The 15,531-nt window shown below is 34.4% G+C and carries 16 protein-coding genes; 3 read left to right on the top strand and 13 right to left on the bottom strand.

Annotated features, from left to right (window positions below):
• Positions 1 to 64: 64 nt before the first annotated feature.
• Positions 65 to 562 carry a hypothetical protein gene (locus tag EL158_RS02760; protein ID WP_004277012.1) on the top strand — a complete coding sequence of 166 codons (498 nt, stop codon included), beginning with the start codon at positions 65 to 67 and terminating at the stop codon, positions 560 to 562.
• Here the strand turns inward: EL158_RS02760 and EL158_RS02755 are convergent.
• A complete protein-coding gene (locus EL158_RS02755; protein WP_027304142.1) occupies positions 550 to 1,437 on the bottom strand; it encodes a hypothetical protein in 888 nt (295 codons plus the stop codon). The two genes, EL158_RS02760 and EL158_RS02755, sit on opposite strands and share 13 nt — an antisense overlap.
• A gap of 6 nt (positions 1,438 to 1,443) precedes the next feature.
• A complete protein-coding gene (rsmH, locus tag EL158_RS02750) occupies positions 1,444 to 2,358 on the bottom strand; it encodes a 16S rRNA (cytosine(1402)-N(4))-methyltransferase RsmH (protein ID WP_027304141.1) in 915 nt (304 codons plus the stop codon).
• Positions 2,359 to 2,602: 244 nt separating this feature from the next.
• On the opposite strand from rsmH, the gene EL158_RS02745 reads away from it, so the two are divergent.
• Both EL158_RS02745 and ftsA read left to right on the top strand, forming a co-directional pair.
• Entirely contained in the window at positions 2,603 to 4,108 is a 1,506-nt protein-coding gene (locus tag EL158_RS02745; RefSeq protein WP_027304140.1) for a peptidylprolyl isomerase, read from the top strand.
• 10 nt (positions 4,109 to 4,118) lie between these two features.
• A complete protein-coding gene (gene ftsA, locus EL158_RS02740) occupies positions 4,119 to 5,498 on the top strand; it encodes a cell division protein FtsA (protein WP_027304139.1) in 1,380 nt (459 codons plus the stop codon).
• Positions 5,499 to 5,525: 27 nt separating this feature from the next.
• On the opposite strand, the gene lysA is transcribed toward ftsA, so the two are convergent.
• Genes lysA through greA form a run of 11 tightly spaced genes read right to left on the bottom strand, consistent with a single transcriptional unit; the run spans position 5,526 to position 15,522 of the window.
• Positions 5,526 to 6,734: a diaminopimelate decarboxylase gene (lysA, locus tag EL158_RS02735; RefSeq protein ID WP_027304138.1), complete on the bottom strand. Its 1,209-nt coding sequence runs from the start codon at positions 6,732 to 6,734 to the stop codon at positions 5,526 to 5,528.
• A gap of 11 nt (positions 6,735 to 6,745) precedes the next feature.
• Positions 6,746 to 7,798: an LptF/LptG family permease gene (locus EL158_RS02730; RefSeq protein WP_027304137.1), complete on the bottom strand. Its 1,053-nt coding sequence runs from the start codon at positions 7,796 to 7,798 to the stop codon at positions 6,746 to 6,748.
• A gap of 2 nt (positions 7,799 to 7,800) precedes the next feature.
• Positions 7,801 to 8,346 carry an aminoacyl-tRNA hydrolase gene (pth, locus tag EL158_RS02725; RefSeq protein WP_027304136.1) on the bottom strand — a complete coding sequence of 182 codons (546 nt, stop codon included), beginning with the start codon at positions 8,344 to 8,346 and terminating at the stop codon, positions 7,801 to 7,803.
• Positions 8,343 to 8,879 (bottom strand): 50S ribosomal protein L25/general stress protein Ctc, encoded by a 537-nt coding sequence (locus EL158_RS02720; RefSeq protein ID WP_004274849.1) that lies wholly within the window; start codon positions 8,877 to 8,879, stop codon positions 8,343 to 8,345. The genes pth and EL158_RS02720 overlap by 4 nt, the downstream gene beginning before the upstream one ends.
• Positions 8,880 to 8,936: 57 nt before the next feature.
• Positions 8,937 to 9,908 (bottom strand): transaldolase, encoded by a 972-nt coding sequence (locus tag EL158_RS02715; RefSeq protein ID WP_027304135.1) that lies wholly within the window; start codon positions 9,906 to 9,908, stop codon positions 8,937 to 8,939.
• Complete coding sequence (gene serB, locus EL158_RS02710) at positions 9,908 to 10,531, bottom strand: phosphoserine phosphatase SerB (protein WP_004277003.1); 624 nt, start codon at positions 10,529 to 10,531, stop codon at positions 9,908 to 9,910. The genes EL158_RS02715 and serB overlap by 1 nt, the downstream gene beginning before the upstream one ends.
• A complete protein-coding gene (locus EL158_RS02705) occupies positions 10,531 to 11,052 on the bottom strand; it encodes a chemotaxis protein CheW (RefSeq protein ID WP_004277002.1) in 522 nt (173 codons plus the stop codon). The genes serB and EL158_RS02705 overlap by 1 nt, the downstream gene beginning before the upstream one ends.
• A 3-nt stretch (positions 11,053 to 11,055) precedes the next feature.
• Complete coding sequence (locus EL158_RS02700; protein ID WP_027304134.1) at positions 11,056 to 13,350, bottom strand: hybrid sensor histidine kinase/response regulator; 2,295 nt, start codon at positions 13,348 to 13,350, stop codon at positions 11,056 to 11,058.
• 3 nt (positions 13,351 to 13,353) lie between these two features.
• On the bottom strand, positions 13,354 to 14,304 hold the full coding sequence (locus EL158_RS02695) for a chemotaxis protein (RefSeq protein ID WP_027304133.1): 951 nt from the start codon (positions 14,302 to 14,304) through the stop codon (positions 13,354 to 13,356).
• A 13-nt stretch (positions 14,305 to 14,317) separates the two neighbouring features.
• Positions 14,318 to 15,037 carry a UDP-2,3-diacylglucosamine diphosphatase gene (locus EL158_RS02690; protein ID WP_034955962.1) on the bottom strand — a complete coding sequence of 240 codons (720 nt, stop codon included), beginning with the start codon at positions 15,035 to 15,037 and terminating at the stop codon, positions 14,318 to 14,320.
• Positions 15,037 to 15,522, bottom strand: a complete 486-nt coding sequence (gene greA, locus EL158_RS02685) for a transcription elongation factor GreA (RefSeq protein WP_027304131.1) — start codon at positions 15,520 to 15,522, stop codon at positions 15,037 to 15,039. The genes EL158_RS02690 and greA overlap by 1 nt, the downstream gene beginning before the upstream one ends.
• Between the last annotated feature and the right edge of the window lie 9 nt (positions 15,523 to 15,531).

Below are 15,531 nucleotides of genomic sequence, written 5' to 3'. Positions count from 1 at the left end.
TTGCTAAATTATACTCCAAATTTATGCTAAAATACGCCAAATTTAATATCAAAAAGAAGCAAAAATGAAAAAATTTAAAAATTTTAGTCTCAATTTTCTTTTTAAAATTTCTAAACATCCTGTGCTTTTGAGAGATTTACTAGAAGCAAATGTTTTATTTAATGAAGGTATGCTTATAGACCCTGCCAAACTCAATTTTAAAATTAAAACACTCAATGCTTATTTTTATTATGGAATTTTATGCCTTGTGATTTTACTGCCTCTACTTGTAATAACGCATTATTTTTTCACGCTTTTAGACTTTCATATCAGCATTATTAGTGCGGTTTTAGTAACAGCTTTTGTCTTTATAGGCTTTGACATTTTTAAACTTTACATAAGAAAAATAATGTCAAAAAAGCTCATTTTAAAAGCGTGGCAAAATCACTTCCCCTGCTTTAGCTATGAAAAATATTCCAAAATCGTAGAAGAAATTTATAAACAAGCCCTAGAAGAAGAAGTCTCTAAAAACGCCCTTGAGCAATATGTGCTTGAAAAAATCGTCCATTATCACTCTAAATAATCTAAAATTTGATTTTGAAAACGCCGATTTTCTAAGCGTCTTTTAAGCTCTTTATTTTCTTCATTTAACACACTTTCTTCCGCTTTTAATGTAGCGATTTCCCTGCTTAAATAATAAATTTGATTGCGTATATAAATTTGCGGAACAAACAAAAATAAAGCAAAACTTAAAAATAAACTCGCAAAAAGCAAATGATTTGCATTTAAATTTCTCTCCTCTTTTGTAGCCTTGCTAAAGCCTTCAAGTAGAGTATCTTTAGCCTCTATGCTTTCATTTTGTGGCTCTTTTAAAGGCTCTGTTTGTGGCTGAAAGGTTTTAATATCTAAGGGCTTTTTTTCCTCTTTAATTTCTAGCTTTTTGGGAGGATTTTCTTTTTCAAGTGGTATTTTTGACTGGGGCTTTTTGTCTTTAAGGAGAGGATTTTGACTTGAATTTAAAGTGGAAGTTTTTGTGGTAACAACTTGCTCTAAAGGCTTTTTTTTAAGCTCTTTCTCCGCTTTTTTAAATTTTTTAAAATTAAAAATAAGGCTTTTCTTTTTTTCGGGCTTTTCTTTTTTGCTTTCATTTTTTTGCTTCTTTTTTTGCTTAAAATAGACAAAAAATCGCGAGCTTAAAGGCTGTTTTTCCTCTAATCTTACATTAATTAAGTCTTCTTTAAGATAGATATTTGATTTTTTCGATGAATTTGTCTCAAACAATTCATCATCAAATAAATTTTGACACTTATTTTTCACACGCCTTCTTAAAATATCATCACTAGAAATTTCTTTTTTAAGCTCCTCATCCATAGGAATTCCCCGAGTCATAGCTCGTGAATATTTAAGCATTTTTTGGCGTATATTTTGCTTTTCTTTTAAAAAATCTTCCTCTAGCATCCTAACTCACTTAAAATAAAAGGCTCGCATTTTTGCACAAGATGAACGCGGATTAGCTTTTATCTCCTCTTTATCTGGCATAATGGGCTTTTTGCTTAAAATTTCGCCTAAATTATGATTTGCTCCGCACTCGCAACGAATCGCCCTTTCATCACAAATACAAGCTTTAGCCCATTTTTTAAAATAATTTTTTACTATCCTATCCTCTAAAGAATGAAAGCAAATTATAGCTAAAATACAATCTCTCAAATGTGCTTTTTCAAGCTTTTGTAAAAAAAGTTCCAAAACTTCAAGCTCTTTATTAACCTCTATTCTTAAAGCTTGAAAGGCTAAAATCGCACGAGAAATTTTTCGATTTTTAAGCCTTGTTTCACCTAAAATTTCACAAAGCTCCTTAGCACTTATAATTTGCTTTTTTACCCTAGCCTTAATGATTTTCTCCGCTAAAAAAGCTCCATCTTTTAGCTCTCCATAAATCTTAAAAATATCTGCAAGTTTTTCTTTTGAGTAGGTGTTAATCACATCAAAAGCACTTAAAGATTGGCTTTTATCCATTCTCATATCTAAAAAATTTGAACGCAATGAAAAGCCTCTTTCATCTTTATCTAAATGCAAAGAAGAAACACCTATGTCCGCTAAAATTCCTCTTAAATTTTTCAAATCAATCCGCTCTAAAATTTGCGAAAAATTTGAGTGATACAACTTTATTCTCGTGTCAAATTCTCTTAAACGCTCTTTAGAAAATTGTAATGCCTCCTCATCTTGATCGCAGGCGATTAAATGCAAATTAGGATGCATTTTAAGCAAATTTTCACTATGACCACCATAACCCAAAGTGCAGTCTAAAAAAAGTCCTTCATTGAGCTTTTCAAAAAGATGATTAACTTCTTTGGGTAAAACGGGAATATGTGGAATTTGCAAATTTTATCCTTAAGGTTTTTTGTCCTAATTTTAATATTCTATTCAAAATAAAATCTTAATTGCAAGCAAAAATTTAACAAAAAACTAAAAGCTTTTTAATTGATTTTTCTTAAAAATTCTCTCAATTATGCTTTAAATTCAATTTTAAATATTTAATAAAAAATATCAAAATATTCTACAATTAAAGCCTATTTAAAACTTAACTTGATAGAATAAAGGTTTTAAAAAAATGATAAGGAAAAATATGCTTACTTGGATGCAACACCATAAAAAGTATTTAGTCGTAACGATATGGATTAGCGTTATTGCCTTTGTTGGAGCAGGTGTTGTGGGCTGGGGGGCTTATGATTATAATCAAAATAGAAATAGTTCCGTTGCTATCGTAGGTAATGAAAAAATCTCTTTTGTGGAATTTAATCTAAGATATAATCAAATTTATGGCTACTACAATCAAATCAGCAATGGTGCCTTAAGTGAAGAAAATGCAGAAAAATTAGGTCTTAAAGATATAGCCCTTAATTCGCTTATCGAAGATAAACTTTTACTTAATTTTGCAAAAAATTTGGGACTTTGGGCTAATGAAAATGAAGTGATACAGGAGCTTTCTGCGGCAGAGGAATTTCAAAATGTCAATGGAATTTTTGATAAAAATATTTACTACGCCATTTTAAAGCAAAATAATATACTTTCCAAAAATTATGAGCAGATTTTAGGTGATAGAATTATTCTTAATAAACTTAATAAAATTTTTGAATTCCCTGCTAAGGAAAATGAATTGCAAATGTTAGCGGCAAGTTATTTTATGCAAGATGCCCTAGAAATTGCTAAAATCACTTTTGATAAAAAAGACTTAGCTGTCGATGAAAACGCTCTTAAACAACTTTGGGAAGCACACAAAAACGACTTTAAAACACAAAAAAGTTACGAGCTTTCTAGCTACTTTATCGAAGCGAAAAAGTCAAATTTTTCCCAAGATGAGCTTAGAGCTTTTTACCAAAATGAAAACAATAAATTTAAATATAAAGCCCAAGATGGTAAAATTTTAGACTTTGAATTAGCTAAAGAAATGGTCATAAAAGATCTTAGCCTTGAAAAGACAAAAAATTTAGCTAATGAAAAATTTGTCGCTTTAAGAAATCAAAAAGATGATTTTCAAAAAGATTTTAACATTAGCGAAGAAGATCAAAATTACCCTCTCGAACTCTTAGCAAAGGCTAAAAATAAGGATATTTTAAAGCCTATCATTTGGCAAAAATGTGAAAATAAAATTTGCAAAGATGGCTTTATAATCTTGCGTTTAAATCAAACAAATCCTGTGCGTGTTAAAAATTTCGAAGAAGCAAGAGCGGAAGTTTTGCCGATGTATTATAGTGAAGTAGCGCAAAAAGCCCTTGAAGAAAAAGCGCAAAAAGCCCTACCGACTTTTAAAGGTATAGAATTAGAATTTGTCGATAGAAATTCCATCAAAGACGCCAAAAAAGTTAGTGATGAAATTTTAAATAATGCTGAATTTAGCTTTTTCCTCTCGCAGGTTTTTAACACAGACCAAAATAGCTCTTATGTTTTAATCAATGACTCAAAAGCTATACTTTATCGTATTAAAAAGCAAAAATTAAATCCAAACAAGCAAGATTTTAATCAATATCAAACTATGCTAGAATCGAGTCTAAAAACTCTTAAAAGCAGTGAAATAAAACAGGAGCTTTTAGAAGAATTGAAAAAAACATATAAGATTAAAATTTATCACTAAAAGGAAAATTGTGAATATACTAGGAATCGACTTAGGCTCAACGCAAACTTGTGCTATTATCGCTCAAAAAGATGAAGATGGACTAAAAATCATAGGCTTTGCCAAAACAAAAACAAGCGGAGTTAAAAAGGGTGCCATTACAAATATAGAGCTTGCCTCTAAATCCATAGAAGAAGCGGTTAGCAGTGCTGAAATGATGAGTGGGGTGCATTATGATAAGGTTGTTGTGTCCATTTCTGGTGCTTATACTAAGAGTGTAGATAGTGTAGGCGTTGTCAATATCCCTAACCACGAAATAGGCATTAAAGAAATTCATAGAGCCGTTAGCACAGCAAAACACACCGCGAATTTACCGAGTGGATATGAGATTATCCATGTTTTACCTTATAATTTTAAGGTCAATGACTTAGAGCATATTGACGACCCTTTGGGAATGAGTGGGAACCGTCTTGAAGTCTCAACACACATTGTCATTTCACAAGAATCGCACATTAAAAATTTAAAAAAAGCCGTAGAATTAGCCGATTTACGCGTGGATAATATTGTCCTTTCTGGCTATGCTTCTTCCATAGCTTGTTTAGATGATAGCGAAAAAGAGTTGGGGGCTGTTTTGATTGATATGGGGGGAGCGATTTGTGATATTGTGATGCATATGGGAAATTCAATTCGCTACAATGATTGCTTACAAATCGGCTCAATTAATATTACTCAAGATTTATCTATGGCTTTGCATACCCCACTAAAAGAAGCGGAAAAAGTTAAGCTTAATTATGCTGCCTTTTCTATGCAGCCTAATACCCTCATACAAATTCCAAATATAGGCGATGAAAAGAAATTTACCGAATACTCGCCTGATGTTATTTCTAATATAATTTATGCAAGAGTAGAAGAAACCTTAATGATTTTAGCTAAAATTTTAAGTGATAATCGCCATGCTAATAGCGTAGGTGGAGGCGTTGTGCTAACGGGAGGTATGACAAAACTTGCAGGACTTGATGAGTTAGCATCTACCATTTTTGATAATAAATCCGTTCGCTTTGCAAGTGCTAGAAAAGATTTAATTAGTGGCTTTAGTGAGATCTTTAGCGATCCAGAAAATACTTGCGCAATAGGTCTTTGTCTCTATGGTGCTGGACATTTCACGCCTTATGAACTAGACTCTAATGAAAAATTAAGATATAAGGGTGAAATTGAAAATTTCAATCGTCAAATCAAGCAAGATTTAACTCCTCAAAAAGAAGAAGAGGAAATTCAAAATGAAATTTTTAATGAAGATTTGCAAGAAAACGACACAATAAGCATACAAGAGCAGTTAAATTTTAAAGAGCGAAAAGAAAAAAAGCCAAGTGTCCTTAGTAATATTTGGCATAAAATTATGAATCAATTCTAAAATCAATTTATAGCTTCACCCAAGAAGCTATAAATTTTCTAAAAATTCTTCTTCTAAGGCAATTAAATCTTCAAATTTTTCTCTTTTACGCACCATTTTAACAGCTCCATTTTCCAAAGCAAGCTCACAAATTCTAGGACGGGTATTATAATTACTACTCATACTAAAGCCATACGCCCCAGCTTCTTTAATCAAAACGATATCCCCGCTCTTACTTTTTGCAAGCCTACGATCTTTAGCAAAAAAATCCCCACTTTCACAAATTCCCCCAACAACATCACAAGGGCTTACCTCTCCTTTTGTGTAAGGTAAAACAATCTCGTGGTAAGCATCATACAAACTTGGGCGAATCAAATCGTTCATCGCCGCATCAACAATCATAAAGCGTTTTTTAGGCGTTATCTTTTCATACAAAACACTACACACAAGCACTCCACTTTGTGCCACCAAAAAGCGTCCCGGCTCTAAGCCTATTGTTACATCAAGTCCGCTCAAATTTGCCAAAATTCCTTGTGCATAATGATACAAACAAGGCTCTTCTTCCCCCTCATAGCCTACACCTAATCCCCCACCCACATCAAAGAATTTAAGCTCGATTTTCAAAGCCTTCAGTTCTCTTAATAATTTTGCCACAATCAAAGCTGCATCGTGGATAGGGCTAATGTCAAGTAATTGTGAGCCTATATGAAAATGCACCCCCACAGGCTCTAAAAATTCGCTTTTTGCAGCATATAAATACATCTTTCTCGCCACTTCAAGCTCTACACCAAATTTATTTTCATTAAGCCCTGTGGAGATGTAAGGATGCGTTTTGGCATCGACATTAGGATTGACTCTTATGGAAATTCTAGCCTTTAAATCAAGTCTTTTCGCTACATTTTCTAAAAGTAGCATTTCTTCTTCACTTTCTAAATTAATATACAAAATATCAAATTTTAAAGCCTGCTCTAGCTCTTCTTCGCTTTTTCCAACTCCACTAAATATGATTTTATAGGGTTTTACTCCTACCCTCAACGCTCTTTTAACCTCACCTATGCTAACACAATCAAAGCCACTATCAAGTCTTGTTAACATTTGCAATAAGCTTAAATTTGAATTTGCCTTCATAGCATAAAAAATTTGAGATTTCCTTGCCTTAAAGGCGTTTTTAAGCTGCAAAAAACGACTTTTTATCAAATCAAAATCATAAAGATAAAAAGGGGTTTTAAATTCTTCTTTTAATTTTATATAATCCACAAAATCTCTCCTTAACACTTTTTATATGATATAAATAAGGCAAAAAAAGCCAAAAGTAAATTCGGTAAAATAATGCCAAATTCTCCACTTATAACGCCATTTTCACTCAGTCTTAAAAATACAAATAATCCTCCCCAAACCACCAAAGTAACTACAAAGGCTACAAAGGCTACAAAGGCTAAATTAAAAAAACGCGCAATCACTGGAAAATAATAATACATTATAAGCATCAAAAAGGGTGCAAAAAAGGGTGCAAAAATGAGCTTGTATAGAGCGATTTTTACATTTCTTGTATTAAGCCCTTGAGAGTCAAACAAAATCAAACTTTGATAAGCATCATATATGGAATATTCCTTGCCACTTGCCACACTTTTAGCAAGCTTTGGCTTAAAACCCTCCAGTGTCTCTAAATTAGCAAAATTCTCACTCTTATAGCCATTTTCCCCTAAAGCAAATTCTTTCGGTATGTAAGTGATATTTCCCTCCTCTAAAAGCCAAGAATTTTCATTAAATAAAGCACGCTTTGCTTGAATCAAATGGCTCAAATTTCCATCTTTTAAAGAAAAAATTTTAAGCTCCTTAGCCAACCCTTCATCTAAGCTTTTGACATAAACAAATTCTTCATTAAATTTCAAAAAAATATCACTACTTTTTTTGTTTAAAACACCATTTTTAAGTATGCTTCTTTTATATTCATTTGCATACGCAAAAGATGTAAAATTCAGTCCAACATAAATAAAGCAAAATAATAAAGCCCACAAAAAAGGATAAATAATAACCCTATTTTTACTAAGTCCTAAAGCATAGAGGCTAACAAATTCATTATTTCTTATCATAGTTAAAAAAGATAAAACGAGTGCAAATATCAAAGAAATGGGTAAAATATAAGTAACAGCACTAAAACCAACAAATAAAATATAAAGTAAAATTAAATTTGCAGATGCGGGTAAATCTTTAAAATTTAAAAGCAAATCTATACCGCAATAAAATCCAATCAAGGCAAAAAATAAAATGAAAAAATTTTTAAGATAAATGGAAGAAATAAAATGAAAAAATATGCTCATTATCAAGTCCTAAAGCTATAAAGTGAAGAAATTTTTGACAAATCATCGCCTTGCATAAGCTCAAGCAAAGCCTCCTTAGCCCTTGGTAAAATCGTATCTAAAACCGCACTCTCCTCGCTTGTAAATTGACCTAAAACATGCGATATAGTATCTTTACTTCTTCCTACACCTATACGCACTCTTTCATAATTATTTCCACACAAATGATCTATGCTTTTAAGTCCATTATGTCCGCCACTAGAACCTCCTTTTTTAAAACGCAAAGTTCCCAAATTTAAGTCTATATCATCGTGAATGACAATCAAACGCTCACATTTGTAAAAATCACAAACAGCCTTAACGCTAATCCCAGAATGATTCATATAAGTATGAGGTTTAAGAAGTAGGGAGGAGTCTATCTTATAAAGCTCCCCCTTAAATTTCGAGTGAGATAAAATCTTAGCTTGGTTTTCCTCACTCAAAATCATATCGATAAGCATAAAGCCTACATTATGACGGGTATTTTCATACTCTCGCCCTATATTTCCAAGTCCTACGACTAAGGTCATCGTGCTTTTTCTACGCCGACAACCGCCACCCTATCTGCTTCAATAATGCTCACTCCCTGTGGCACAACAATGTCTTTAACAAGCAAAGCATCGCCAACATCAAGCTTACTGACATCAAGCTCAAAGAAATTTGGTAAATTTTCAGCCGCACATTTGACCTTTAAGCGTCTTTTAGACTGGATTAAAACGCCCTTATTTTTAAGACCTATAGCAGTGCCGACAACTTTCACTGGCACCATATATTTAGAAACTACACCCTTTTGTGCGACCTTTAAATCCACATGTTTTAAATCACTTGTAACAGGGTCCTTTTGATAATCCACCACCACAACACTCAAAGTCTTAGCACCAACTTTAACATCAAAAATAAGAGTGGTCTTTTTACGCACCTCTTTAATAAAATCATTCACCTTAAAAGCTGCGTGGATGTTCTCCAAACCCTTTCCATAGATGTTTGCAATTAGATAACCATCTCTTTTTAAAGCCTTAGCCGCTTTTCTACCGATACTCTCTCTAATAATACCTTCTAACATCTCTTTCCTTTCTAAAAAAATAAAGCGAAATTATAGCTTAAAATCATTTAAAAACGCTTAATTTGATAATTTTGCCAACAAATCATCAAATTCAAAACAAAAATTCTTCAAAGCTCCGTCAATTAAATAGCTGCAAGTTTCATCTAAAAGTTCTTTGGAGACTAGTTTGTCAAGTCTTTTTTGAAGCTCTTCATCGCTTAAAGTTTGCTTAAATTCACACTCTCCATTAAAAGCCCTAATAGCATCCAAAGGAGCAGTATTTAAGGCTCTATCTAAATAAAGCTCTCTAATATAATAATCTTTCGCCAAATCATCGCCTTTTACACCCGTGCTGGCAAATAAGGCACGGATATTTGGCTCATTTTGTGCCATAATGTAATTGTAGGCTAATTTCGCATTTAAAACGCCGATTTGATTTGGCTCATTTACTCTTTCATTTAAAATTCTATCCAAACGACTGACAAAAACGCTAATCACAGCTTGCGGCTCTTTCGCTTTAGAATAAATTTGCATCTTGCGAAAAGCTTTCAAGCCCTCATTTAAAGCTTCAAAACATTTTTTATTTTGTTCTCCAGAAAAAACAAGAGTTGCATTGACACTAATACCACTTTTCATCAATTCATACATAACCTCATAAGAAGCCTTAGTGGCTGGAATTTTCATCATAATATTTTGTCGCCCCATAGCACTATGCAATCTTTTCGCTTCGCCTATGCTAAGACTAGCATTATCGTAAATTCTAGGATCGATCTCAAGGCTAATAAAGCCGTCATCTCCTCTTTCAAATTTATAAGCAAGTCTATCTGCCGCCTTACAAATGTCGCTTATTGCTATATTTTCATAAATTTCCTTAGGCTTTTTTCCTTTTAAATTTGCAATTTTATTTTTATAAGCTGGAGTTAAAATCACATTTTTTAAAATAAGAGGGTTTGAAGTCGCACCATTAATTTTAGAGTGCAACAACTCGACAAATTCATTATCCAAAAAATTATCCTCAACAAAATCACACCATAAAGAAAATTGTTTCATCACATTACCTTTATAATTTCTCTCAAATCTTTCACATCAATACACACACTAGCATTTGCCCTTAGAATTTCCTTAGCACAAAAAGCGATTTTAAAGCCACTATGCTCAAACATCGCCAAGTCATTTGCTCCATCTCCAACGCACATCACTTCTTCTTGACTTAAATTTAAAAATTGCTTAAGTCTTTCTAGCATTAAACCTTTGGAATTTGAAAACATCATCTCTCCACCCACAAGTCCTGTGAGTTTGCCATTTTTATGATGAAGATAATTTGCAAAGCCGAGTTTAAAATTAAGCTTTTCCATAGCATAATCTACCCCCTCGTGAAAGCCTCCGCTAAAAACTACACAAATAATATTTTTAGAATTTAAAAATTCAATCAATTCAAAACTGCCTTTCATTAAAGGTAAATTTTGACTAACTCTTAAAACATCATCGCAAGACATACCCTTAAGCAAAGCCACTCTTTGATGCAAACTTTCGAAAAAATCAAGCTCTCCGTTCATAGCTTTTTGGGTGATGATCTTTACCTCATCACCCACGCCATAAGCATTTGCTAAAATATCTATGGTTTCTCCATCCATCAAAGTGGAATCAAAATCAAAAACACAAAGTTTTATCATTAAAATTCACGCTTTAATAGGGCTTCAACCTTTAAAATCGTAAGGATATTTTCATCTCTCTTTCCTATACCATAGATCATACCCTTTTCCTTAGCTAAAGTTTCAGGTGGTGGATCGATTTTATTTCTATGAATTTTAATCGCTTCTGTAAGTCTATCAATAACAAAGCCAGCATTACTACTAACCCCACTGCCATTTATATCACCACGAAGCACGATATAACGCGTTTGTGGGGTCATTTTAGAACTCCCCAAATTAAAACGCTGGGCAAGGTCGATAAGTGGCATTACATTACCCCTCATATTAAATACACCCAAAACATAATCAGGCACACTAGGCACCCTAGTAAATTCTATAGGCTTAATAATTTCTTGGATATTTAAAATGGGAATAGCATATTCCTCATCTCCAACCACGAAACCAACAAGCTGGATAATGTCATCTTCTTTCCTAATTTCATCGCGATCTACCATTTGAGATTGTTGTCTTTGTAAGACCTGATTTAATTTTTCATTACTCATTTCTTATCCTAGTTTCAAATTTTTACGCACCACATTTTCCAAATATTCAGGAGAATAAGGCTTAGTAATATACTCAGTCATACCGACTTCCACGCCTCTTAAGCGGTCCGTCTTACTTGTCCTTGAAGTGACGGCTATAAGAGGAAGTTGGCGGTATTTAGAATATTTACGAATCTCACCTGCTAAAGTATAACCATCCATTCTTGGCATCTCAATGTCAATTAACATAGCGTCAATCTCGTGTTCGCCCGATTTTACAATATTAAGTGCTTCCACCCCATTAGTTGCTTCAAGTAAGCTTATGCCTAGTGGCTCAAGGGCTTTTTGCATTAAAGTTCTATCCATTTTAGAATCATCAACGATTAAAACCTTATAATCGCTTGGTTGCTCCTTAGGCTTTTTAACGCTTGATTCAAGCTGGGCTTTAATATCGACTTTAATTTCTTTCGCCATATCCATCATAGCACCCACATCGATGATAAGTGTTACCCTACCATCGCCCCTTATGGTTGCACCCGCTATACCTTGTATGTTTTGCAAGTAATCGCCCATAGATTTGATAACTATCTCCTCTTGTCCTACAAGAGTATCCACGATGATGCCGAGCTTAGATTCAGCCACACCTATAATAACAACATAAGTCTGGTCCCCACTTTCAAGCACTTGCTTAACGCCAAAGACATCCGAAAGCCTCACTAAAGAAAGCACTTCTTCACGCAAACGCAAGACATTTTTACCCTCTATCGTGTAAATATTATCAATAGGCACTCTCACCGTTTCGAGCACCGAAGCAAGTGGGATAGCGTAAAATTCTTCTTGTGTTCCCACAAGTAAAGACTGGATAATCGCTAAGGTAAGCGGAATTTTAAGCTTAAAAGTGCTTCCTTTTCCAAGTTCGCTATCTATCTCTATTACACCATTGAGTTTTTCTATGTTAGTCTTAACGACATCCATACCCACGCCACGACCTGATACATTTGTAACCTTAGCAGCAGTTGAAAAGCCCGGCTTGAAAATCAAAGCAAAAGCTTCTTTATCTGTCATTTGCTCGGCTTCTTTTTCTGTAATGAGATTTTTCTCCAAAGCCTTCATTTTAAGTCCAGCAGCATCAAGACCTTTACCATCATCGGTAATTTCAATAACGATATGATTACCCTCATTATACGCTTTAAGTTGAACCACACCTCTTTCTGGCTTACCATTTGCCTTACGCGTAGCAGGATCTTCAACGCCGTGGTCGCACGAATTCCTAATCATATGCATAATAGGATCGCCTATTTCTTCAACTATGGATTTATCAAGTTCAGTTTCCTCGCCTGTAATCTCAAGCTCAATTTGTTTTCCAAGCTCACGACTTAGATCCCTAACAACACGCGGGAATTTATTGAAAACTTTAGCAATAGGCTGCATTCTTGTTTTCATCACAGCAAGTTGCACATCAGTTGTAATAATGCTCAGTTGAGAAACGACCTGATTTAATTCCTCAAGGAATTTTTCACCCTCATAACGCTCTTCAACATCATCATAAATTTTTAACAAGCGGTTTTTACCCAAAACAAGCTCACCAATTAAATTCATCAAATGATCAAGTCTCTTAACCTCAACGCGTATAGTTTGGTCCATACCTCCACTGCCTCCACCTGAAGCTGGGACCTTCTTTTCTCCGCCTGTTTCAGTTGCAGGTTTAGATGTAGTTGGAGCTGCACTTTTCTTTTTTTGAGCGCGTCTTGCTTGATCTTCCGCCTTACGCACTTTAAGCAATCTTTCAATCTCCGCTTCAACTTCAGAATCGCTAAGCTGATTCACATCAACATCAGGCTCAACACTTGGCTCAGGTGTAGCTGGGACGACTTCCTCCTTAGGTTCCACTTTAGGCTCTTCGCTTGCAGACGCAACTGCTGAAACATCGCCCTCCGAAATAGCTGTAAGTCTAGCACAAATAGGTTCTATATCCATACCTATGGCAGAATCATTGCCATTATCACGAATGGAATTTAACAAAGTTTTCATTCTATCGATAGACTCCAAAACCACATCCATAATATCAGGGGTGATCTTAAGCTCACCGTGTCTTGCCTTATTTAACACATCTTCCATATGATGTGTTAATTTTGTCAAAACATCAAAATTTAAAAAGCTTGATGAGCCTTTTATGGTATGAGCAACGCGAAAAATTCTATTAAGTAATTCCAAATCTTCAGGATTTGACTCAAGCTCTACTAAATCATGGTCGATTTGCTCGACAAGCTCAAAAGCCTCAACTAAAAAGTCTTCAAGTATTTCTTGCATATCTTCCATATCTTACTCCTCTCCTTGTGCTTTCTTCAAAACGCGTGTTACCTCAGAGAAGAAATCACTTGCATTAAATTTCACCAAATAACCCTCTCCGCCGGCTTCTTTTACGCCTTTTTCGTTCATAAATTCATTAGATAAAGAAGAGTTAAATATCAATGGAATTTTTCCAAATCTCTCATCTTCTTTTACGCGTGCGGCAAAACGGAAGCCGTCCATTTGTGGCATTTCAACATCGCTAACGATGATTTTAAGATGGTCAGCTAAATTATCTCCATAAACTTGAGCAATTTCTTCAAGTTTATTAAGTCCTTCAACGCCGTCTTTTGCCTCAATCACAGTAAAGCCCATTTGTTGCATCATATCTTTTACACGCCTTCTAGCTGTCATACTATCATCTAAAATAAGTGCAATTCCGCTAAATTTCTCCGCCTCTCCTATCTCAAGCTCAGTCTTAGGTGCATAAATTCCCAAATCCTCAACCACGCTTTCAAGGTCAAGTATTAATAAAACTTCATCATTTTCTATGCGCGTAACACCCGTAATTTTTCCCTTATCCAAAGCTCCAGAACCCGAGGAAAAACTTGCTGGCTCTATATCTTTCCAATTAATACGACGAATTCTTTTAGCTTCATGAACTATAAATCCAATAAGTATATTAGAAAACTCCGTAATAATAACCCTAGGCTTTAACAAAGCACTTTCTGGCTCAACAATTTGCATCCATTTAGCAAGATTAACCACAGGAATCACCACACCACGAAGGTCGAAAATCCCCTCAATATAATCAGGAACGCCGGGCAATTCTGTAAGGTTAGGGATTTTGATAATTTCCTTAACCTTAGAAACATTGACGCCATAAATTCCCTCATAAATTTTCTCGTGTCCTTGCTTGAAGATACGGAAATCGACAAGCTCCATTTCATTTGAGCCTGTTTTCACAATATTTTCATCAAACATTTTGACCTCTCAATTATTGTTTTTCGAATTTGACTTCTGGCGAAAATTTTACTACAAAAAAACTTCTCTTATATGCAAAACTTGGCAAATTAAAATATTTCACTCTCTCCTCCTTCAAAAACAAATTTTGATGATAATGCCCCTCTATCACCCAAGCGCCTTTAGCTTGATATTTCTCATATCTTTTATAGGCTAAATTTTTGAAATTTTCAATTTTATAAAAAAGATTTTTTCTCTTTTGTCTTGCCAAAATTTGCTTACTTATACTAGAAAAAGTTAAGAAATTTAGCACATTTAAAAAGCGAAGTAAAAATCTATTTCTCAAGCTTTTAAGTAAAAATTGTAAAAAAGGATTTAAAAAAATATCGCCGTGCGCTAAAAAAAATTTCTCATTTTTACCTTTACTTGTATGCAAAATTAAAGGTTGATTTTGCAGGGGTATCACACGCACTTTTTGAAAAAAACGACTTAAATTAAAATCGTGATTGCCCTCTAAATAATAAATTTCCATTTTTTCGCATAATTTTTCAAGCAAAACGATATAGGGCATAGCAAAGGAATGGCTAGCACTTACTTCCCAAACCAAAAGATCAAAAATATCCCCCATTAAAAAAAGCTGGGGCGTGTGAATTTCGCCCCTTTCTAAGGCTTGTAAAAAATCCCAAAAACCCCTCCTGTCCTCATTTTCGTGCGCATCGGCTATAAAAAATGCCCCCTCTTTAAGTGTAAGCATCAAAATTTCAAAGGCTCATAAGCTATACTAATAATCTCAAATTCGCTCTCCCCCTTAGGCAAACGCACCTTAAATTCATCGCCCTCTTTTTTCCCTAGCATAGCCCTAGCAAGTGGCGAAGCTATGGAGATATAGCCCTTTTCTAAGTCGCTCTCACAAGTGCCTACAAGGGTGTATTTACTCTCTTTTTCGCTTTCTAAGTCCATAATGACAACACTTGAGCCAAATTTCACACTATCGTGGGGATAACTTGCGGGGTCTATCACTTGCGCTCTTGAAAGTATGCCTCCAAGCTCTGCTATACGGCTTTCTATAAGAGCTTGTTTTTCTCTTGCGGCGTGGTATTCGGCATTTTCTTTTAAGTCGCCATGACTTCTTGCTACATCGATTTCTACGACAACGGCTGGGCGTTGATTATCTTTTAGGTCCTTTAATTCCGCACTTAATTTTTCAAAGCCAAAGCTACTCATCGCTTCTTTTTCCATACTATTTTC

This window comes from Campylobacter upsaliensis (assembly GCF_900637395.1).
Classification (GTDB): Bacteria; Campylobacterota; Campylobacteria; order Campylobacterales; family Campylobacteraceae; genus Campylobacter_D; species Campylobacter_D upsaliensis.
The sequence above is the reverse complement of the archived record's forward strand: the minus strand, read 5'-3'. Positions and strand labels throughout refer to the sequence as shown.

Bases quoted from the DNA above. Each gene is read 5' to 3' on its own strand.
- EL158_RS02760 (WP_004277012.1), top strand. From the start codon at position 65: ATGAAAAAATTTAAAAATTTTAGTCTCAATTTTCTTTTTAAAATTTCT.
- EL158_RS02755 (WP_027304142.1), bottom strand. From the start codon at position 1,437: ATGCTAGAGGAAGATTTTTTAAAAGAAAAGCAAAATATACGCCAAAAA.
- EL158_RS02745 (WP_027304140.1), top strand. From the start codon at position 2,603: ATGCTTACTTGGATGCAACACCATAAAAAGTATTTAGTCGTAACGATA.
- EL158_RS02730 (WP_027304137.1), bottom strand. From the start codon at position 7,798: ATGAGCATATTTTTTCATTTTATTTCTTCCATTTATCTTAAAAATTTT.
- pth (WP_027304136.1), bottom strand. From the start codon at position 8,346: ATGACCTTAGTCGTAGGACTTGGAAATATAGGGCGAGAGTATGAAAAT.
- EL158_RS02720 (WP_004274849.1), bottom strand. From the start codon at position 8,879: ATGTTAGAAGGTATTATTAGAGAGAGTATCGGTAGAAAAGCGGCTAAG.
- EL158_RS02715 (WP_027304135.1), bottom strand. From the start codon at position 9,908: ATGAAACAATTTTCTTTATGGTGTGATTTTGTTGAGGATAATTTTTTG.
- serB (WP_004277003.1), bottom strand. From the start codon at position 10,531: ATGATAAAACTTTGTGTTTTTGATTTTGATTCCACTTTGATGGATGGA.
- EL158_RS02705 (WP_004277002.1), bottom strand. From the start codon at position 11,052: ATGAGTAATGAAAAATTAAATCAGGTCTTACAAAGACAACAATCTCAA.
- EL158_RS02700 (WP_027304134.1), bottom strand. From the start codon at position 13,350: ATGGAAGATATGCAAGAAATACTTGAAGACTTTTTAGTTGAGGCTTTT.
- EL158_RS02695 (WP_027304133.1), bottom strand. From the start codon at position 14,304: ATGTTTGATGAAAATATTGTGAAAACAGGCTCAAATGAAATGGAGCTT.
- EL158_RS02690 (WP_034955962.1), bottom strand. From the start codon at position 15,037: ATGCTTACACTTAAAGAGGGGGCATTTTTTATAGCCGATGCGCACGAA.
- greA (WP_027304131.1), bottom strand. From the start codon at position 15,522: ATGGAAAAAGAAGCGATGAGTAGCTTTGGCTTTGAAAAATTAAGTGCG.